We start from the raw sequence: 19332 nt of genomic DNA, 5'->3' as shown, positions 1-19332 counted from the left end.
TCGATCAAGTGCTCGGGGTACAGCGTCTTTCCGGAAGAAGTCGAGCATTGGTTGTCTCGCCACGAGGCAATCCGCCAGGTGGCCGTCATTGGCGTGCCGGACGCACAAAAGGGCGAGGTGGTCAAGGCGTTTGTGGTGCTTCAGCCGTCGTATGTCGGCAGGGTGACCGAGGCGGACATCATCGCGTGGAGCCGCGAAAAGCTGGCGCATTACAAGTGCCCTCGTCAGGTGGAGTTTCGCGAGTCGCTGCCGGCCACGGGCACCGGCAAGGTCCTTCGGCGCGTGCTCGCGGAAGAGGAAGCGGCGAAGCGGCGACAAGCGACGTGATGGGGGATGCTCAGAGAGCGCCGATGCGACAGTGGTGCTTCCTACACGATTCTGTCGGAGGGTGCTATTCGTTCTGCCGAAAGGCGCGAAGAACCCGATGGCCATCGTTCGGAGCGGGTATTGACGATGCTGTAACAGATAACCATGTGGAAACCAAAGAACGGTTGTTACACGAGTCGCCGCGCACGATGCCCGACTGGGGTACGAGCGCGGCGACAATGATGTTGAGGATGCTCATATCAGACATCACAGCGCGGTGTTGCACCGGTAGTGGGTTGATTGAAGGAGACGTGCATCTGTCGATGAGGCTGCGAAATGGCAAACGGTTGACTGGAGTCGCAGTCTGCTGTACATTACATTTACCGACATCGATATAGATGGTGATCGATATGAAAAATGTTGACCTCCTCGATCGTCTTCACGCCTTGGCAGACAAGAGCCGATTTCACATGCTTCAACTGATGGCCAAAGGGGCGATCGCAACGTGCTGCGATCGTATCGAGGCGTATGAAAACGGGTGCTGCGTCGCAGACGTGGTGGCTGTGACTGGACTATCACAACCAACTGTCTCCCACCATCTCAAAGTTCTTGAGAAGGTGGGGTTGGTTCGCAGAGAATCTCGCGGCCCTTGGACTTGTTACTTTCCGAATCCTGAAGCGCTACAGGAGGTGGTTCACGCACTCACGACCGAGCTGATCACGGCGGTTGACTCTCACCAAAATGAGAAAGGAGGGTGTTGTCCATGTTCGCATGGAAGCCCCATGTCGCCATCAACGTGCGAAACTTCCATGAATCGCTGAAGTTCTATCAAATCTTATTTGGCGTCGAACCTGTTCGCGTTCGGCGAGGTTACGCTAAGTTTGATCTGGAAACACCTCCTCTCAATTTTTCCTTAAACGAGCGTGCATTCGGCGAGGTGGGAGCTCTGAACCACCTTGGATTGCAAGTGTCGTCTACGGAAGAAGTCCTAGCTGCTAAGATACGATTGGAAGAAGCGGGGCTCGCAACCTTCGACGAGATGAATACTACGTGTTGTTACGCGTTGCAGGACAAGATTTGGGTAAAAGATCCAAATGGGATTCAGTGGGAATTTTTTGCGGTCCTTGACCAAGAGGACGACCGTGTACCTGGATCAGGGATTCTGGTCGAAAAGTCCACAGAGACATGTTGTACGACCTGTCCGACGGGTTCCTCGTCGATGGAATGAAGTATCCAAATCCATGGTCAGGTTTGGTTGGTCACGTTCACAACAAGGAGAGACCTCATGACGTACGTCGCAATTTCGTTGTTTTTGGTCACGCTCATCTTCGTCATCTGGCAACCGAGAGGCTTGTCGATTGGCTGGAGCGCGATGGCGGGGGCGGCGCTCGCCCTTCTGTTCCACGTGGTCACTTGGCGCGATGTAGGGTCTGTGACTCGAATCGTGTGGGACGCGACCCTCGCCTTCGTGGCCATCATTGTGATTTCCACAGTGCTTGACCAACTCGGATTTTTCGAGTGGGCAGCTTTGAAGATGGCGAAAGCCGCGCGTGGAGATGGGAAGAAGGTCTTCTTGTACGTGATCCTTCTCGGCGCCCTTGTGGCTGCTGTGTGCGCCAACGATGGCGCAGCCTTGATCCTCACGCCCATCGTTCTGGAGAAGATGAAGCTGCTCCAATTCGATGCCCGTCGCATGTTTCCATTCGTCATCGCCAGCGGCTTCATCGCGGACACCACGTCGCTTCCGCTCGTGGTGAGCAACCTTGTGAATATCGTGTCGGCGGACTATTTCCACATTGGCTTTCTGACCTATCTTGCAAACATGATTGTGCCCGATCTCGTCTCCTTTCTCGCGAGCGCCGGGGTACTCTATCTATATTTCCGAAGGGACATCCCGGAGCGTTACGATCCGGATTTCCTCCCTCGACCGGCCGAAGCCATTGTGCACCGAGGATTGTTTCGCGCTTCTTGGGTCTTGCTCATTGCGCTCATGGCAGGCTACATGGTGACGGAGATCGCGCATGTACCTGTGTCGTTTGTGGCTGGGACCATCGCCATCGCCTTACTGGCGTACGGCGGTCGCGTCCGCGTGATTCAGCCCTGGTCCGTCATTCGGGGCGCGCCGTGGGCGATTGTGTTTTTCTCCGTCGGCATGTATGTCGTGGTGTATGGGCTGCGCAACGTGGGCCTGACCCGCCTCCTTGGGGGGCTCATTCAAGTCCTTGCGGATCACGGATTGCTAGTCGGCACGCTTGGGATGGGCTTTCTCGCGGCCGTGTTGTCGAGTGTGATGAACAATATGCCGACCGTGATGATTGACGCGCTCGCCATTCACGGTGCCCATGTTTCACATCTCGTGAAGACGTCGTTGGTGTATGCCAATGTCATAGGGTGTGACTTGGGTCCGAAACTGACACCCATAGGTTCGTTGGCGACGCTTCTTTGGTTGCACGTCCTTCGCCAAAAGGGCGTCACGATCACATGGAGCACCTATATTCGGACCGGTGTCATCCTGACCATTCCGACGCTGTTACTCACCTTGATGGGGCTATATGGATGGCTGGCGATCGTGAACTAGTCTTCGCTATCGCAAATATGGGAGAGGAGTGAAACCTGTATGTCACGCAAGCGAATTTATTTTCTTTGCACTGGAAACTCATGCAGAAGTCAAATGGCTGAAGGATGGGCGCGCCATTTGGGAGGAGAGCGGATCGAAGTTCAGAGTGCGGGCATCGAGGCGCACGGCTTGAATCCCCGTGCCGTGCAGGTGATGCGCGAGGTGGGGATTGACATCTCGCATCATCGGTCGAAACTCATCGATCCGGACTTTCTCGAACAAGCGGATTATGTCATCACCTTGTGCGGTGACGCGAACGACCGTTGTCCCGTGACGCCGCCGCACGTGAAACGCCTCCACTGGGGATTTCCCGACCCAGCCAAGGCGACGGGATCGGAGGAAGAGATTTTGAACCAGTTTCGCCAAGTTCGTGACGCCATCGGCGCGCGAATTAGGTCTTTTCTGGATCGGGAACTATCATAAAACGATGGTGATAAAAACAGGATCGATGAAGTGCAAAACATGGGATGAGCCGCCGCCTGAGGTGGGCAGGTTGACCATAGCCGGAGGAATCGCGCGCCGAATGGCTCGCTTCTTCCCCCGGAGCGCTAGGGATCAATGTGACAATTGAATTACATGCCCCCGATGCGAAGGATCCCATCGGCGCCTATCCACAGAATGAATCGGGCTACGAGAAAACCGTAGGCGTCGAGTTCCACGGTCATCTGGCCGGTCTTCGGCAGGCGGAGGATGACGGAATTCGCCTTTGCGGGGACAGCGGGACGCTGGTAGCCCTCAGTGAGCCCTTCCTCACCGAGTTGGGTCCACGACTTGCCGCCGTCCCACGACACTTCGACCTGGTCCACCTGAAATTGGTTGGTATACCACGCGCCGTTCCATGCGCTCACCGTCCACGGAGACTTCGTGGATTCGAATGGCAAGCTGAGATAGTCCTCGTCTCCGCTGCGCCAGACGTGAATGCTTGCGATGAGGTCATTGAGGTGAGACGACACGAACTGAATCTGAGCCTTGGACGGCTTGGGCAGGTCGTCGTCCTCAATGACGATCTGACTCCACATATGCATGCCGCTTGCCCAGGATTTGACGAGAGACGGTGCGATGCGCAGTGTGAATCTCCCGCCTGCGTCCGAAGCGGAGAGGCCAGCGTCGTATGAGATGATCTTCGGCGACGAGCTGAGCGTGGTGCCCACGTCGAGATCGACTTCGTTTGGCATCACGAGATCGGCGTGGCAGCCCCTGATGGCGTTCAGCAGGTGCACCCAAAACGCCGCCGGGACGTACGTGTCGGAAGGGGATGCGCTGGCGCCGGTGGCGAAGCTCGGCGTGAGGGCAAATCGGTGGCCATTGACCGTGACCACCAAGCTCGAATTTCCATTCTCTGCGTCTGAAGCCTGAGCGGTGGTGGTGGCACCTGACCAGAGGCGCGTGGGTATGGAAAGGCGGAGCTCGTTGCCGTGCATCGTGTACGAGACGCCAAACTTCTTCCCGAGAACGCCCATCATGGCTTGGATCTGAATCCAGTCCGACTCCTGCAGTTCATTCATGTCAAACGACAGACAGGGTAACGTCGTAGGCCTCCAAGGCGAAACGGCGCCGTTCCATACGATTATCGCTGTACTTTCGAAGTAGCCCGTGTCGCCGGACGAGGGGTTGGTCGCGTTCGACGTTGCGTTGGGCGCAGTTGCGTTCGCGGTCGAGCTGGAGGACGCGCTGTTCTGTGCATTGCTCGCCCATGCGGCGGTGGGTGAAACAAGCGCGCCCAAGGCCGCGGCGGCTGCCAGCCAGTTTCGTGCGATGCGGATCCGCCTTGTGAACATTCACATCACCTCGTTTCACTTGGATGTGGAAAACGAAACGGCGCTCCCCAGGGAGCCCATGGTCATTGTGTTCGCTCACCCGGCGCGCCGTCTGTGACCATGATCACATCGCAAGGAAGATTATGGGTGTGATTCGTGCCAATCCACTGCCCCGCCTTTCCCTCCATTCGCAAAGCGTGTATAATCGTTAAAAGTTGAGTGGACGACTAGGAATTGCGCAGCCGTGTGAGGCGAATGCGAATGGATCTCTTTTCACTTGCTTCGGAGCACGAAGCGGAGCGCGAGGCTCCGCTCGCCTACCGGATGCGGCCGAGATCGCTCGACGAGATGGTGGGACACCAGAATCTCGTGGGCCGAGATGGAATCCTGCGGAGGATGATCGAGCGGGATCGCTTGATGTCCATCATTTTGTATGGGCCGCCCGGCACGGGCAAAACGACCATCGCCGAAGTCATTGCGCGCCAGACCAAGGCACGCTTCATCCCGCTGAACGCCGTGACGTCGGGCATCGCCGATGTGCGAAAGGCCGTCGAGATCGCGCGAGAGGAGCGGGATGTGTATGGGCGGCGAACCGTGGTCTTTCTCGACGAAATCCACCGCTTCAATAAAAGTCAGCAGGACGCGCTGCTGCCGCACGTGGAGGCGGGGCTTGTCTCGCTCGTGGGCGCGACGACGGAGAATCCCTACTTCGACGTGAACGCGGCGCTGTTGTCGCGATCGCACGTGTTTCGCCTCGAGCCGCTTTCCCCGGATGACATCGGGTGCCTGGTGGACATGGCCATTGCGGACGAGGAGCGCGGACTTGGCCGCATGCGGGTGCGGCTTCATCCGGATGCGAGGCGTGTGCTCACCCTGCAGGCGCGGGGCGACGCCCGGCGCGCGCTGAACTTGCTCGAGCTCGCCGCTTTTGCAGCGAGAGTTGGCCCCGACGGCGCCACGGAGATTGGCGTGCGCGAGGTCGAGGCGGCGCTTGAGGCGAGCGGTGGGCCTCGCTACGATCGCGCAGGCGACGATCACTACGACACCATCTCGGCGTTCATCAAGTCGGTGCGCGGATCGGACGTGAACGCGGCGATGCTGTGGCTCGCGAAGATGCTCGAGGGCGGCGAAGATCCCGCGTTCATCGCGCGCCGGCTGATGATCCTGGCCGCCGAGGACGTGGGCATGGCGGATCCGAACGCGCTCCTCATCGCGGTGAGCGGCTGGCAGGCGGCCATGGCCATCGGCATGCCGGAGGCGCGGATTGTGCTGGCGGAGGTGACCGCGTACCTCGCGAAAGCGCCGAAGTCGAATCACGCGTACATGGCCATCAACCGCGCGCTGGACGACGTCAGGTCTGGCCTGCCGGTCGAGGTGCCGCTGCATCTGCGGAGCACGGCGTACAAAGGGGCCAAGGCTCTCGGGCATGGGGAAGGCTACCTGTATCCACACGATTACCCGGGCCATTACGTCGAGCAAAACTACTGGCCCATTGGCGTCGAGCCACGCGTGTACTACCGGGAAGGAGACGATGACCGTGAAGATCTCGACGAAGGGCCGCTACGGCCTGATGCTCCTGGTCGATCTCGCCGAACAGCAGAGTGACCAGCCCATTTCCCTGAAGTCCATTGCGGAGCGAAACAACCTCTCGGAGCACTACCTCGAACAGCTCATTGCGCCGCTCCGCAACGGCGGCTTCGTGCGGAGCATCCGGGGCGCTTACGGTGGGTACGTGCTGGCGAGGCATCCGCGCGAGATCGTCATTGAGGACGTGCTTCTCGCCCTGGAGGGGCCCATCACCATTGTCGACGAGGAGATGGATGATGGCCTGCAGGTGCTGTGGGACAGGCTGAGGGAGGCTATCCACGACGTGTTGTCGTCCATGACGCTGCAGGATCTCGTCGAATTGCGCAAGGGATCGTCGCAGGGCTACATGTATTACATCTGAACCGCGGGGTGTCAGCGATGATCTACCTGGACAACGCCGCGACGACTCCCCTTCTGCCGGCGGCCCGCGCGGCCATGGAGCGTTATCTCGGTGACGCGTACGGCAATCCGTCGAGTCTGCACCAGCCGGGGCGCGAGGCCCGGCAAGCCGTCGAGGAAGCGCGCCGCTTCTTCGCCGAGTGGCTCGGCGCCTCCCCTCGCGATCTCGCCTTCACAAGCGGCGGCACGGAGTCGAACAATCTCGCCCTCTACGGCGCGTATCTCGCACAGCGCCCGAACCGAACGCACGTCGTGACCACAGCGGTGGAACATCACGCGGTGCTCGAGGCCGTGGACAGGCTGCGCCTCCTCGGCGCGGACGTGACGGTCGTCCCGGTGGATTCGGACGGGCGCGTCGATCCAGACGACGTGGTGCGGGCGCTCCGCCCGGACACGGCGCTCGTGAGCGTGATGCTCGTGAACAACGAGGTGGGAACCATCGAGCCGGTGGCCGAGATCGCGCGCCGCGTCCGAGAACGAGATCCGGGTATCGTCGTACACAGCGACATGGTGCAGGCGCTGCCCGTGATGCGCCTGTCACTCAAGGACTTGGGCGTCGATCTCGCCTCATTTTCCGCGCACAAGGTGCACGGGCCGAAGGGCGTGGGGCTCCTCTACGTCCGATCCGGCGCGCCGTTTGTGGCGCTTGCCGCCGGGGGTGAGCAGCAACACAGGCTCCGCGCGGGGACCGAACCGGTCGCGGGCATCGTGGGCTTTCACGCCGCGATGGCCGAGATTGCCGAGCGCTTCGACGCGCACGCGGCGCACCTGACCGCGCTCCGGGACGCGCTTTGGCGCGCCATCGAATCGCTCGACGGCGCGTATCGCAACAGCCCGGCCGACGCGGTGCCTTCGATTCTCAACGTCGGCTTTCGTGGGATTCGCAACGACATTCTTCTCATGCGCCTGGACCTCGAGGGAGTGGCGGCGAGCGCTGGTGCGGCGTGCAGCGCGGGAAGCCTGGAGCCGAGCCACGTGCTCAGGGCCATGGGAAGGGAGCGAGAAGCGCGGGAGTCGGTCCGCTTTAGTTTCGCGTGGCAAAACACCATGGAAGAGATTGAGACAGCGGCCGGTGTATTGTCGAAAGTCGTCGGGTCCCTGCGATCACGTTTCACAAATTCGTGACATTTGCCGCGTCGGGCGCAGGTTCTTTTCCTGTTTCTGCATTGCAATGCGCGCTGGATAGGCGTAGCATGAGTCACGGAATCTCGGTGGGTGGATATTTCGGAACCTGAAATTTGGTTTTGGCTTTATTGTCCGTGGATAGACTGTTGGCAGGTTTCGAAAGTTCATCCAGAGAGATGGGGCGTGCCGCAGTGCGCCTTCCAAGGGCGAGAAGGGAGGACCAACGTCATGCGGTGTCCGAGTTGCACAAGCCGAGACGTCGGTAAAATTGGTGCTAACCAATACTATTGTTGGAACTGCTTCGCCGAGTTCAACGTGTCCGGCGATGAGGTGCGGGTTTACGAAGTGGCTGAGGACGGATCGCTCATCGTCGTGGATCAGACGAATCACGCGGACGTCGAGTTTGGCACGGGGGCCTGAGGGCCAGAGCCGAGACAGACAAAGGCTTACAAATAGACGGAAGAAAGAGCGGGCGGTCGTCGAGGCAGGGCGGCTTTGGCCGCTCTTTTTTTGTCGAAACAGCGCGATGCGGGTGTCTGGTACAGTGCGATGAAAATAATGGCATGCGATTCTGCATATACTCTGCGGTAGACCCTTGTCCGGCGCCGCCGCAGAGGGAGGAGATCGCCGTGCCGATGGGGCGTTACGCCCGCACCATGATGTCCATCGCCCTGACGCTGACGTGTATCTATCTCGTCGGGCTCCTGCGCAGCCTGTTTCTCGACATCTGGGGCGTGCTGTCGAGCCTCTTTTACACGTTTTTGGCGTCGCTCATCATCACCTACATCCTGCAGCCGGCGGTCGACGTTTTGCATCGGCGGCGCGTCCCTCGCTCGGCGGCCATCCTCATTGTATACGCCGTGATCGCAGCCATCCTGGCCGTGGTGGTCTTGAACCTGATTCCTGTGATCTCGCGGCAAATCGCGCAGTTGTCGAGCAGCCTGCCGGCCATCACGGCAGAAGTGAGCCGCTGGATCGACATGGTCAACAGCCGGAAGACGTACCTGCCGAACGCGGTGAGGACGGGCATTGAGAACGCGCTCAACCAACTGGAACACCGCGTCGAGGTCGCCCCAACGGGGCTTTTCTCGGTGGTGACGAGCACGCTGAATGCCATCTTCATGGCGTTTGTCGTGCCGTTCCTCGTCTTTTATATGTTGAAAGACGCGAAGGCTATCGGGCGCGGAATGGTGCGCATGGCGCCCGCGAAATCTAAGCACCGCGTGCGCCTGGTCCTCCGCGCCATCGATGATACGCTCGGCGGTTACGTGCGCGGCCAGTTTCTCATCATGCTGGCGGTCGGGCTGTTGTCGTTCATCGGCTATCTCATCATCCGCCTGCCGTACGCGCTTCTCCTGGGTGCGTTCCTCGGTTTCGCGGACATCATCCCGTATCTTGGGCCCATCATCGGCATCGCGCCAGCGGTGATCATCGCGCTCACCACCTCCGGCTGGCCGATGCTCGTCAAGGTCGTGATCGTCAACATCGCGGTGCAGCAGATCGAGGGGAACATCCTGTCTCCGCAGATCATGGGCCGAACGCTTCACCTGCACCCGATGGCGATTGTGGCGGCCCTGATTGTCGGCGGGGAGGCGGGTGGCGTCCTGGGCCTCATTCTCGCGGTCCCGGCGCTCGCGGTGTGCAAAGTGGTGTGGACGCAGTGGCGTGAAGCGCGCTCGCATGCCTCGCATTGACAGGGCCAGTCCCGCCCGATACAATCAAAAATCGACGACAAAGCGATGCGGAAGACAAGTAGAATCGGGGCGCCTTGCTCAGAGAGGGCGGCCTTCGGCTGCGAGCTGCCTCGAGGCAACCGGTTCAAAGCCCCTTCCAAGCGCGTGTGGCAAAGCACGCCGGGTGTGCCCGTTACAGCGCCAGAGGCGACAGGCTCAGACGAGCGGACGAGCCTGTAAGCAGGGTGGTACCGCGGGAAACTCCCGTCCCTGATTGTGGGGCGGGGGTTTTTCGTGCAGAAGGACACAGCCGAAGTGCGATGCGTCGGAGGAGGAGGTTGCGCATGAAATCGCTCACTGGACAAGAAATTCGCCGCGCATTCAAGCAATTTTTTGCGGAGCGCGGTCACATGGTGTTGCCGAGCTTTCCGCTCGTGCCGAAGGACGATCCGACTCTGCTGTGGATCAACGCGGGCATGGCGCCCCTGAAGCCGTATTTCGACGGCCGGGAAATTCCAGAGGTGCCGCGCATCGTGGATGCGCAGAAGTGCATTCGCACCAACGACATCGAGGAAGTCGGCCACACCGCGCGACACCAGACGTTCTTTGAAATGCTCGGCAATTTTTCGTTCGGCGACTACTTCAAGCTCGAGGCCATCACCTGGGCGTGGGAGTTCTTGACGCAGGTCCTCGAACTGGACCCGGATCGCATCTCCGTCACCATTCACGAGGAGGACGACGAGGCGTTCGAGGTGTGGCATCACCGAGTCGGGCTGCCCGAGTCGCGCATCTACCGCGGCAAGGAAGATAACTTCTGGGAGATCGGCGAAGGACCCTGCGGCCCGTGTTCGGAGATCTTCTACGATCGCGGCGAGGCCTACGGCTGCGGTTCGCCTGAATGCAAGCCCGGCTGCGACTGCGATCGGTTTCTCGAGATCTGGAACCTCGTGTTCACGCAGTTCAACAAGAACGCGGACGGATCGTATTCGCCGTTGCCGAAGAAGAACATCGACACGGGCTCGGGCCTGGAGCGCCTGGCGAGCATCCTGCAGGACGTGCCGAACAACTTCGAGACGGACCTGTTCCGGCCCATTATCCAGCGCGCCGCCGAACTTTCGGGGCGCCCGTACGGTCGATCGTCTGAGGACGACGTCCATCTCAAGATCATCGCCGATCACGTCCGCACGGTGACGTTCGCCATCGGAGACGGCGTGCTCCCGTCCAATGAAGGCCGCGGGTACATCATCCGCCGCCTGCTGCGCCGCGCGGTGCGAAGCGGCCGCAAGCTCGGCGTCGAACGTCCCTTCTTGTACGAGCTCGTGGACGTGGTGGACCGCATCATGGGCGAAGACTATCCCGAGGTGCGCGAGAAGCGATCTCTCATTGAGCGCGTGGTTCGCACCGAGGAGGAGCGCTTCCTGCAGACGCTCGCCGCCGGCGAGGAGCTCTTGAACCGGACCATCGACGAGGTCAAGGCGCGCGGCGAGACCGTCCTGTCCGGGGAAGCGGCCTTCCGCCTGTACGACACGTACGGCTTTCCCATCGATCTCACCGTCGAGATCGCGCGCGAGAACGGCATCGAGGTGGACCGGGAAGGGTTTGAGCGCGAGCTCGAGGAACAGCGCGCGCGGGCGCGCGAGGCCCGGCAGGTGGCCGAGGGCATGCAGAGCCAGCGCGGCGCCCTGGAGACCTTCACGGAGCCATCTCAGTTCGTCGGTTACGACGAGCTCACCGTGGACGCGACCATCCTTGGCATCTTCAAGGATGGCGATCGCGTCGATGGGCTCGCCATCGGCGAGGAAGGCCAGGTCATCCTCGATGTCACGCCGTTTTACGCGGAGAGCGGCGGACAGGTGGGGGATCGCGGCGAGATCGTCGGCACAAACGGCAAGGCGGAGGTCCTCGACGTGCAGAAGGCGCCGCACGGGCAGCACGTCATGCGGGTGCGCGTCGTCGACGGCTCGCTGCTTCAGGGCGACAGCGTGCGAGCGCACGTGGACGAGGACTCCCGCCGCGACACGGTGAAAAATCACACGGCGACGCACCTCCTGCACAAGGCGCTGCGCGACGTGCTCGGGACGCACGTGGCGCAGGCGGGATCGCTCGTCGAACCGGAGCGCCTGCGGTTTGATTTCTCTCACTTCGGGCCGCTCACGGAGGAGGAACTGGCCGAGGTGGAGCGCCGCGTGAACGACGAGATCTGGCGCGATCACGCCGTTCACATCGGCGAAATGGATTTGGATGAGGCCAAGGCCATGGGTGCCATGGCGCTCTTCGGCGAGAAGTACGGCCAGCGGGTGCGCGTCGTCCAGGCGGGCGAGAGCATCGAGCTTTGCGGCGGCTGCCACGTGCCGCGGACGGGCGTCATTGGGCAATTTCTCATCACGTCCGAGACGGGCATCGCGAGCGGCACGCGCCGCATCGAAGCGGTCACCGGTCGGCACGCGTATCGCGTCGCCCGGGAGCGCGAGGAGCGGCTGCGCCAGGTGGCGGACGCGTTGAAGACCAACGTGAGCACGGTGGTGGAGCGCGCGCAGCGCGTGGTGCAGGAGATGCGCGAGATGGAGCGGGAGCTCGAGTCGGCGAAGGCGCGTCTGGCGCACGCGCGCGTGGACGAGCTCGTCGCGAACGTCGAGACGGTGGCGGGGGTCCCCGTCATTCGCGCTGCGCTGTCCGATCTCGACATGGACGGGCTGCGCCAGCTGGTGGACGAGATCAAGGCCCGGGTGGACTCCGTCGTGGTGGTGCTGGGATCCGCCCACCGCGGCAAGGTGCAGTTTGTCGCGTACGTGTCGAAGGACTGGCAGTCGCGGGGCCTCCATGCGGGTGAGATTGTCAAACAGGTGGCCGCGGTGACCGGCGGTGGCGGCGGCGGCAGGCCGGATCTGGCCCAGGCAGGAGGCCGAGACGCGGCGAAGCTCTCCGAGGCCATCCAAAAGGTCGGGGAAATTCTCGAGCAGGCCGCAGGAAATCGCGCGCGCTGACTCGAAAGTAAGGGGACGAGCGACTTTTTGGCGTCGGCAGACGCCCGAGCGAGGTGCGGGCATTGGGACAAGAGTTTGACAGCACGATGCGATTCGCGTCGAAGTCAGGCAATCCCGAGGTTCGGCGCGCGTTTCAAATCGCGTACCGCGCCCTGAAGGAAAAGGGGTACAATCCCGTGTACCAGATTGCGGGGTACCTGATTTCGGGCGATCCTGCGTACATCACGAGCCACATGGACGCGCGCAACACCATCCGGCGCATCGAGCGGGATGATCTCATCGAGGAGCTCGTGCGGGCCTACGCCGCACTGTATGGCGATGCGGACGATGGCGATTGATTTCGGCGAGCGGCGGATTGGTGTCGCCTTGTCGGATCCCACGGGGCTCATCGCGCAGCCGTACGGCGTGATCGAGCGCCAATCGGATGGGCAGGCGGCGGACGAAGTCGCGGAGTTGGCGCGGCGGGAAGAGGTGGGGCGGATTGTCGTCGGGCGACCGCTCCACATGTCGGGCCAGCCGTCGGAGATGACGTCGCGTGCGGAGAAGTTCGCCCGGATGCTGGCGGCGCGCACGGGCCTGCCGGTCCATCTGTACGATGAGCGGTTGACCACGGTGAGCGCGGAGCGCTTCCTCATCGAGCAGAACGTGCGGCGCAGGGAGCGCCGCGCGACGCTCGACGCGGCCGCCGCGCAGGTCCTGCTCGAAGACTACCTGCGATCGCGTCAGCGGGCGGGCGGCGAGGGCGCGGAATTCGAAGGTTGAACGTTGGAAGGTGAATGTATGTCGAACCAGCCAGCAAGCGCGAGGCGGCGCGCGCGATGGATCATCGTTGTCGCCCTGGCGCTTGTGGTCGTGGTCGCGCTCGTCTTTGGCGCGTGGTTCCGCGCGGGGCTGCGGCCCGTGTCGTCGGCCAAGGCTCCGCTCGAGCGGTTCGAGGTGAAGGCCGGCGATACGGTCGCCACGGTCGCCGAGCGATTGAAGGCGATGAGGCTCATCCGCAGCGCCACCGCGTTTGAGCTGTACGGGCGTCTGCGCGGGGGCGGCCCGATTTTGGCCGGCACGTACGCGCTGTCCGCGGATGAGTCAGCGCCACAGATCTATCGGCAGATGACCGCGGGCGAGATCGTCCCCGACGTGGTCAATGTGACCATTCCGCCGGGTTATGACATTGTGGACATCGCGGCGCGGCTCGCACAGGATGGAGTTTGCAGCGAGGCGGCGTTTCTCAAAGCGGTGCAAGCGGGCGACTACCATCAGGCGTTTTTGAAGCAGCTTGCGGGGCGGCGCGATGTTCGCTACCGGCTCGAGGGATACCTGTTCCCGGACACGTATCAGTTCTACCGGAATGAAAACCCGGTGGACGTCGTGAATGAAATGCTGAACGACTTTGCGGCGCGCGTGCTCACGCCCGCGAACGAAGCGGCGCTGCGGGCGGACAAGCTCACGCTGAACGAGGCGATCACGGAGGCGTCGCTGATCGAAAACGAGGCGGAGGTGGCCTCCGAGCGGCCGATCATCGCGAGCGTGATCGACAACCGGCTGAGGCTCAACATGCGCTTGCAGATCGACGCCACGGTGGATTATGCCATCGGTCGACACCTGACGGTCGTGACGGATGCGGACATCATGGACGCGCGAAATCCCTACAACACGTATTTGTACGGCGGATTGCCGCCTGGGCCGATTTGCAGTCCGAGCCTTGCGAGCATTGAGGCGGCGCTCCACCCCGCGCACACGAAGTATCTGTACTACGTGGCCAAGGGCAACGGAACCGGCGAACACTACTTCGCCGAGACGTACAGCCAGCAGTTGCATAATGAGATGCTGCGGGAAGAGAATCTGAAGAAGCGGTCGGAGCAGTCGAGCAGCAGGTGAGTCGCAGGGGCGAGAGGTGGCGCTTCGCGCGCCTCGCTCGCAGGATGTCAGTGGCCGACCTTTTTCGCGTTTGCTATGATAGGCGCATGAAGAGGAAGAAACTTCTGGGCACGTATCGACAGGTTCGGGCGGACATCCGCCGGACGTGGGCGGACTGGACGCATTGGGTGCCGCGAACCATCGCCGCCTTGGCGATTTTGGTGGTCTACCTACCGCTTGCGCACGGTCCCTTCATCATTCGCCTGTACTACGAGGCCATGGTGCTCGCGGAGGCTGCCGTAGTGCTCGTGCTCAGCGGGCGCGCCGGGCACCGTCTGGCGCCGTACGTGAGCATCGCCGCCATGCTGGCGTGCCTCGGACTCTTGTTTGCCGGCGACACGCCGCCGAACCACGCGACGGATCTGTTGTGGCCCATCCTGGGTTATGTGGCCGCCGTGTTGCGGCCGCACGACGTGGCAAACACGGTTCTGTACGTGATCCTCGGGCTGTCGTTGGTGTTGACCACGCGGCTGACGCCGATGGAAGGCGCCATCGCCGGGTTCGCCATCGTGATGCTGTATTTCGGCGTGCGCGCCGCGCGCCTGCTCGCCGAATCTCGGCGCCGTGAACAGGCGTGGAAACAGCTCGCGGTGCTTGGCTGGCGACAGGCGGTCGAGGCGCTCGAGCAGAGCACGGAGCGTACGGGAGCGGTGGGGGCCAGCGCCGCGCTCGCGGACGCGCTGCGCCGAGAAGCAGAATCCATCCTTCCAGGCGTCCCCTGTCACGTGCGGGATATTCCCGCGCTTTCCGCGCGGGACGGGGCCCGGACGCGCGCCGTGGTGCGCTTCCTGTGCCGCTCGGCTCTGGCGATCAAGCCAAGGCCGGATCGAACGGAAATCCGGGGTGTGGCTGGCGGCCTCGAATTCCACCTCGTCTATGAACGGGGCGGCCCGGATCCCGAACGGCTGCTCGAGGCGTTCGAGTGGTTGACGGTGTGGGATGAACGCCTGCGCTGCGGGATCGAGGACGACGCGATGCGCGCGGTCATTGAGATCCCGCGCCGCGATCCCGTCGAAGGTGGAACATGAGCGTCGCGCGAAGGGCGGTGTTCCATGAAGCGTGAAACCCTCGCGCTCCTGTGCGATCCCGTGCATGGCAAGCCGCTCGAATTCGTGGCGCGCCCCCGCCCCGCCCTGCGCGCCGTCGTGGGCGGATCCGAGTATCCCCTGGTGCACGGGATTCCGATCTTTGCCGCGCAGGCGGCGGTCGTTGGAGCCAACGCCCGCTATCAGAAGCTGTACGATCGCATTGCTCCGGTTTACGATCTCGCCAACTCCTTCAGTTTCACCCTCCGATCGGGCGGCGAAAAACAGTATCGGGCAGATATCCTGCGCGAGCTCGAGGTGCGCGACGGCGACCGCGTGATCGAAATTTCATGTGGCACAGGTCGCAACCTTCTCTTTCTGAATCGTTCGTACTCTGGATTGGAAATGTATGGACTGGACCTCTCGCTAGGCATGTTGCGCGTCTGTCAGCGCGCGTGTCGGAGGGAGGGAGCGGAGATCCGGTTGTTTCAAGGCTTAGCGGAGGCTCTGCCATTCCGAGATAACACCTTCGATGTCGTGTTCCACGTGGGGGGAATCAACTTTTTCACCGATCCCGCGCGTGCCATGCAGGAGATGATGCGCATTGCCAAGCCGGGAACGAAGGTTGTGGTGGTGGACGAAACCGAGCGGAAGGTCCGGAGCACTTACGAGCGAGTTCCATTCGTGAGGCGTTGGTTCCGAGACCGCGGCGCGCTCGTGGAGATACCGATCCACGCGGTGCCGAAGATGGCTGAGGATGTTCGCGTGCAGGAGCTCGATGGGGGCAACCTGTACTGCTTGACTTTCCGAAAGCCGCTGGGGGCGGACGGCCAAACGCCTGGGAGAAGGGATCTATCTTTTTGATGTTCACGTGTCCTCAATGAGCCGGTGAAAGATTTGGTCCGGATTCTGATGGGGTTCGCCATCCACCTGATTTACGAACGCCTCGTACGGCCCCTGGAAGCGAATCCGCCCCTCGTGGAGCAGATAGACCATGGAGTCGACGTACTGCAGCTCGTGCAGGTGGTGAGTGGACATGATGACGATTGTGTTTTCTCGCTGCGCGAGTTTACCGAGCCGGAACAATATCCGGATACGCGCTTCAGGGTCGACGTTCGCGGTCGGTTCGTCAAACAGATACAAGTCTCGATCCATCGAGGAAATGCATGTCGTCACCAGCCAGCGGCGTTCGCCCACGGACATGGCTCCAAGGCGAGTGGACCATAGGCGCTCGAAGAGCGCGTTCTCTCTTTCGTTGAGTCCCAAGCGATGAGGAAATCCGCCGACGGATGGCGTGGCGCCGTGGTCGATGTTCATGAGAAGGCGAACGAGGTCCTTCCCCTTCAACGTGTTGAACAGCGGAACGCTCTGCAGCTGATACACAATGCGCTCTGGAGAAGGCGCTCCCAAGACGCCATCCGGGCGCGGCAAGGCACCGGCGATGATGTCGAAGAGCGTGGTCTTTCCCGTGCCATTCAACCCGATGACTGCGTTCAGCTTCCCGGGCTCAAACGTCGCGGAAAGATCCTTTAGAATCCAACGATTCGATCGAGGATAGCGAAACGAGACTTCCTCCAGCTGAAGTCGCACGTCGTCGTCCTCCCTGTACGGCAGTTCGTGCCTTCGTCATGTTCTCAGCACGGTGGATATCACGCGAATCGAGCGCAGACCTATGAGACCTATCATCAAATAGAACACGCCTACCGCGATGACTGGAAGTGTGTCTGCGTGCATCGATGAGCCGAGCCCTGTCACAGTGAACAAAGCGCTTGTGAGTCGCATGACGAACACGATGGGGTTCAAGGTGTCGAGAATCTCTCTGGTGATTGGAAAGGAACGGTAGCCATCAACAAACGCCAGGTACACCAACGGCGCGATGAGCACGTTGAGCAGCGGTGAAATGGACTGAACTCTCACAGGCAGAGACGGAATCAGGCAGAAAAAGATGGCGACCGGGATGAAGGATATTGTGCAGGCGAGCATGGCAATTGGCCACAGCGCAAAAAACGGAACCGGGGACATCGGGGACGTCGCCGCGGTGAGCAGTGTGACGTTGACGAGCGTGTAGAACAACATCGACGCAATTTGTCCTGCTGCGACCGTATAGGCGTGCCCTCCGACAAAGCGGAACATCTTGAGAAATCCCGACTCTCGCATCTGTAACAGCGATAATCCGACGCCGTTCACCGAGCTGCCGAGTACCACGTATCCCCACCAACCGGCCAGAGAGGCATCATACGTTGGGATGGTCGGCTTGTGCGCAAACCACGAGGCGTGCTGCGCGATGAACACAGCGGCGGGCAATACGAGCATCCACAGGAATCCCAAGCGGTTGCTGAAGGCTACCTTGTTAAAGAGCACGAAATATTCGTAGGTCTGTCTAAACAGCATCTGCGCACCTCCGCCTGCGCTGCCCTCTCCCTTGGACGTCTGGCCAGGTTGTGATATGATTATACAAATTATAGCACGATTTAGATGTGATGAGCAATCCCGTCTCTCCTGCGATTTCTGCATGCTTCGCCAGGATGCCCCGTTGGAAATCCGGATGTCCCTTTCCTGTGCCATAGCAGTTTTCCTGTCCTCTCCGCATAAAGCTTTAGATGCAACGCATCCAGGCTGGAGGTGGACCAAGTGCCCGGCTTGCTCACGCTGCTGGCGCTCGTGTTCAAGGACGTCTCGCTGTTTGTCTCGTATGTCAAGCAGGGCGCTTTTCCTCACCCGCTGAGCCCCGAGGAGGAAGAGCGCGCGATTCGCGACTACCTCGCGGGCGACGCCGATGCGCGCAATCGCCTCATCGAGCATAACCTGCGCCTCGTCGCGCACCTGGCCAAGAAGTACGAATCCTCCGGCGAGGAGATGGACGATCTCATCTCCATCGGCACCATCGGGCTCATCAAGGCCGTCGAGAGCTATCGGCCCGACAAGGGCACGAAGCTCGCGACCTACGCTGCCCGCTGCATCGAAAACGAAATTCTCATGTACCTGCGCAGCAGCAAGAAGCATCGGCGCGACGCCTTCTTGTCCGATCCCGTCGGCACCGACAAGGACGGCAACGAGATGACGCTCGCGGACCTGTTGGGTTCCGATCCGGACGACGTGATCGACGCCGTGGATATGTCGTGGGAGAAGCAGAAGATGTTCGAGTGCCTGCCGCTTCTCGCCCCGCGCGAGCGGGAGGTGCTGTGCAAGCGGTTTGGGCTGCCGGACGGGGAGGAGCGGACGCAGCGGGAAATCGCGAAGGAACTCGGCATTTCGCGCAGCTACGTTTCGCGCATTGAGCAAAAGGCCATTGTGAAATTGTACGAAAACATGCGCCAGCGGAAACCTGCCGGCTCTGGCGCAGACGCGTAGAGGAGGCCCGCCGAGCTTCGGCGGGCCTCATGCGCGCGCCGCGAAGATGCGTTCAAACGGGAGGACGAAGACCGAACCGTGTTGCGACACCCATTCACTCGGGTGCGGCGCGTAGGTGAGGAGCACCTGGCGATGCTCATCATCCGCACGGTATTGCTCGGTCAATTGGCTTAGATACGGCTGGATGGCTTCTTCATACGCCACGCGCGCCGGTTGCCACCACTCCGCGAACAGGGGCCACGCGGATTCAAAGGCGCCATGTCCTATCGGCGAGTCGGTGAACAGAGGGCGCAGCGGACCTTCCAATCCCGCGAGACAGCGGCCATCGACTTCGGCCGCGCCCAGGCGGCGAATCTCCTCGAGTTCCTGTTGCCAAATGAGCGCAAATCGCTCTTCCCCATCCGAATGGGCATCGCGTGCGCCTTTCGATTCAGGGCTCTCGGAATGTGCGCGGAGCCGCCATACATACAGGATGAAATTGAGATTGGCGGGAAACGCATAGGTCACGGTCCACGTGGACATCTTCTCCACCTCCGCGAGTGAAGCGGACAAGCCGCCGCCTGAAAACGTTGGGTCCGCGCGGGAGCGCATCCC

22 protein-coding genes are annotated in these 19332 nt (G+C 61.4%); 18 read left to right on the top strand and 4 right to left on the bottom strand.

Going from position 1 to position 19332, the window contains the following annotated elements:
• The 5 genes from AMA01_RS07545 to arsC all read left to right on the top strand — a co-directional run.
• Positions 1-327: AMP-binding enzyme (locus AMA01_RS07545; RefSeq protein ID WP_446698016.1), on the top strand; the 327-nt coding region annotated here is incomplete at its 5' end.
• Between the two features lie 377 nt (positions 328-704).
• On the top strand, positions 705-1127 hold the full coding sequence (locus AMA01_RS14270) for an ArsR/SmtB family transcription factor (RefSeq protein ID WP_082744065.1): 423 nt from the start codon (positions 705-707) through the stop codon (positions 1125-1127).
• On the top strand, positions 1070-1534 hold the full coding sequence (locus AMA01_RS07540) for an ArsI/CadI family heavy metal resistance metalloenzyme (protein ID WP_067849600.1): 465 nt from the start codon (positions 1070-1072) through the stop codon (positions 1532-1534). The genes AMA01_RS14270 and AMA01_RS07540 overlap by 58 nt, the downstream gene beginning before the upstream one ends.
• 57 nt (positions 1535-1591) lie before the next feature.
• Complete coding sequence (locus AMA01_RS07535) at positions 1592-2884, top strand: arsenic transporter (protein ID WP_067849598.1); 1293 nt, start codon at positions 1592-1594, stop codon at positions 2882-2884.
• 39 nt (positions 2885-2923) lie between these two features.
• Positions 2924-3346 (top strand): arsenate reductase (thioredoxin), encoded by a 423-nt coding sequence (gene arsC / locus AMA01_RS07530; RefSeq protein WP_067849596.1) that lies wholly within the window; start codon positions 2924-2926, stop codon positions 3344-3346.
• Between the two features lie 149 nt (positions 3347-3495).
• Here arsC and AMA01_RS07525 read toward each other — a convergent pair whose 3' ends face one another.
• Positions 3496-4428, bottom strand: a complete 933-nt coding sequence (locus AMA01_RS07525; RefSeq protein ID WP_067849594.1) for a hypothetical protein — start codon at positions 4426-4428, stop codon at positions 3496-3498.
• Positions 4429-4516: 88 nt separating this feature from the next.
• On the opposite strand from AMA01_RS07525, the gene AMA01_RS07520 reads away from it, so the two are divergent.
• From AMA01_RS07520 to AMA01_RS07465, 12 genes are all read left to right on the top strand, one after another.
• Positions 4517-4798, top strand: a complete 282-nt coding sequence (locus tag AMA01_RS07520; RefSeq protein ID WP_067849592.1) for a hypothetical protein — start codon at positions 4517-4519, stop codon at positions 4796-4798.
• Between the two features lie 143 nt (positions 4799-4941).
• The gene (locus AMA01_RS07515) at positions 4942-6285 is read left to right on the top strand and encodes a replication-associated recombination protein A (protein WP_067849590.1); all 1344 of its coding nucleotides are present in this window, start codon (positions 4942-4944) and stop codon (positions 6283-6285) included.
• A complete protein-coding gene (gene cymR, locus AMA01_RS07510) occupies positions 6218-6628 on the top strand; it encodes a cysteine metabolism transcriptional regulator CymR (protein WP_067849588.1) in 411 nt (136 codons plus the stop codon). The genes AMA01_RS07515 and cymR overlap by 68 nt, the downstream gene beginning before the upstream one ends.
• Before the next feature lie 17 nt (positions 6629-6645).
• Positions 6646-7791: a cysteine desulfurase family protein gene (locus AMA01_RS07505; RefSeq protein ID WP_067849587.1), complete on the top strand. Its 1146-nt coding sequence runs from the start codon at positions 6646-6648 to the stop codon at positions 7789-7791.
• Between the two features lie 228 nt (positions 7792-8019).
• Positions 8020-8211 (top strand): hypothetical protein, encoded by a 192-nt coding sequence (locus tag AMA01_RS07500; protein ID WP_067849585.1) that lies wholly within the window; start codon positions 8020-8022, stop codon positions 8209-8211.
• Positions 8212-8426: 215 nt separating this feature from the next.
• A complete protein-coding gene (locus tag AMA01_RS07495) occupies positions 8427-9485 on the top strand; it encodes an AI-2E family transporter (protein ID WP_231862869.1) in 1059 nt (352 codons plus the stop codon).
• 323 nt (positions 9486-9808) lie between these two features.
• Positions 9809-12448 carry an alanine--tRNA ligase gene (gene alaS / locus AMA01_RS07490; protein WP_067849581.1) on the top strand — a complete coding sequence of 880 codons (2640 nt, stop codon included), beginning with the start codon at positions 9809-9811 and terminating at the stop codon, positions 12446-12448.
• 62 nt (positions 12449-12510) lie between these two features.
• A complete protein-coding gene (locus AMA01_RS07485) occupies positions 12511-12786 on the top strand; it encodes an IreB family regulatory phosphoprotein (RefSeq protein WP_012811309.1) in 276 nt (91 codons plus the stop codon).
• Positions 12776-13210 carry a Holliday junction resolvase RuvX gene (gene ruvX, locus AMA01_RS07480; protein WP_067849579.1) on the top strand — a complete coding sequence of 145 codons (435 nt, stop codon included), beginning with the start codon at positions 12776-12778 and terminating at the stop codon, positions 13208-13210. The genes AMA01_RS07485 and ruvX overlap by 11 nt, the downstream gene beginning before the upstream one ends.
• A gap of 18 nt (positions 13211-13228) precedes the next feature.
• The gene (gene mltG, locus AMA01_RS07475; RefSeq protein ID WP_067849577.1) at positions 13229-14323 is read left to right on the top strand and encodes an endolytic transglycosylase MltG; all 1095 of its coding nucleotides are present in this window, start codon (positions 13229-13231) and stop codon (positions 14321-14323) included.
• 86 nt (positions 14324-14409) lie between these two features.
• On the top strand, positions 14410-15390 hold the full coding sequence (locus tag AMA01_RS07470) for a hypothetical protein (RefSeq protein ID WP_231862867.1): 981 nt from the start codon (positions 14410-14412) through the stop codon (positions 15388-15390).
• Positions 15391-15414: 24 nt separating this feature from the next.
• Entirely contained in the window at positions 15415-16251 is an 837-nt protein-coding gene (locus tag AMA01_RS07465; protein WP_067849573.1) for a class I SAM-dependent methyltransferase, read from the top strand.
• A gap of 3 nt (positions 16252-16254) precedes the next feature.
• On the opposite strand, the gene AMA01_RS07460 is transcribed toward AMA01_RS07465, so the two are convergent.
• The gene (locus AMA01_RS07460) at positions 16255-16977 is read right to left on the bottom strand and encodes an ATP-binding cassette domain-containing protein (protein ID WP_067849571.1); all 723 of its coding nucleotides are present in this window, start codon (positions 16975-16977) and stop codon (positions 16255-16257) included.
• A gap of 36 nt (positions 16978-17013) precedes the next feature.
• Positions 17014-17778 carry a hypothetical protein gene (locus AMA01_RS07455; protein ID WP_067849569.1) on the bottom strand — a complete coding sequence of 255 codons (765 nt, stop codon included), beginning with the start codon at positions 17776-17778 and terminating at the stop codon, positions 17014-17016.
• A 240-nt stretch (positions 17779-18018) separates the two neighbouring features.
• Between AMA01_RS07455 and sigK the strand changes: the two genes are divergently transcribed.
• Positions 18019-18738 carry an RNA polymerase sporulation sigma factor SigK gene (sigK, locus tag AMA01_RS07450; RefSeq protein WP_012811304.1) on the top strand — a complete coding sequence of 240 codons (720 nt, stop codon included), beginning with the start codon at positions 18019-18021 and terminating at the stop codon, positions 18736-18738.
• 27 nt (positions 18739-18765) lie between these two features.
• Here the strand turns inward: sigK and AMA01_RS07445 are convergent, their stop codons facing one another.
• Positions 18766-19260, bottom strand: coding sequence for a hypothetical protein (locus AMA01_RS07445; RefSeq protein WP_067849567.1), 495 nt, complete (start codon positions 19258-19260; stop codon positions 18766-18768).
• Between the last annotated feature and the right edge of the window lie 72 nt (positions 19261-19332).

This window comes from Alicyclobacillus mali NBRC 102425 (genome assembly GCF_001570745.1).
Lineage (GTDB): Bacteria > Bacillota > Bacilli > Alicyclobacillales > Alicyclobacillaceae > Alicyclobacillus > Alicyclobacillus mali.
Note: the sequence above shows the minus strand (reverse complement) of the source record. Positions and strands in the feature narration are given on the sequence as shown.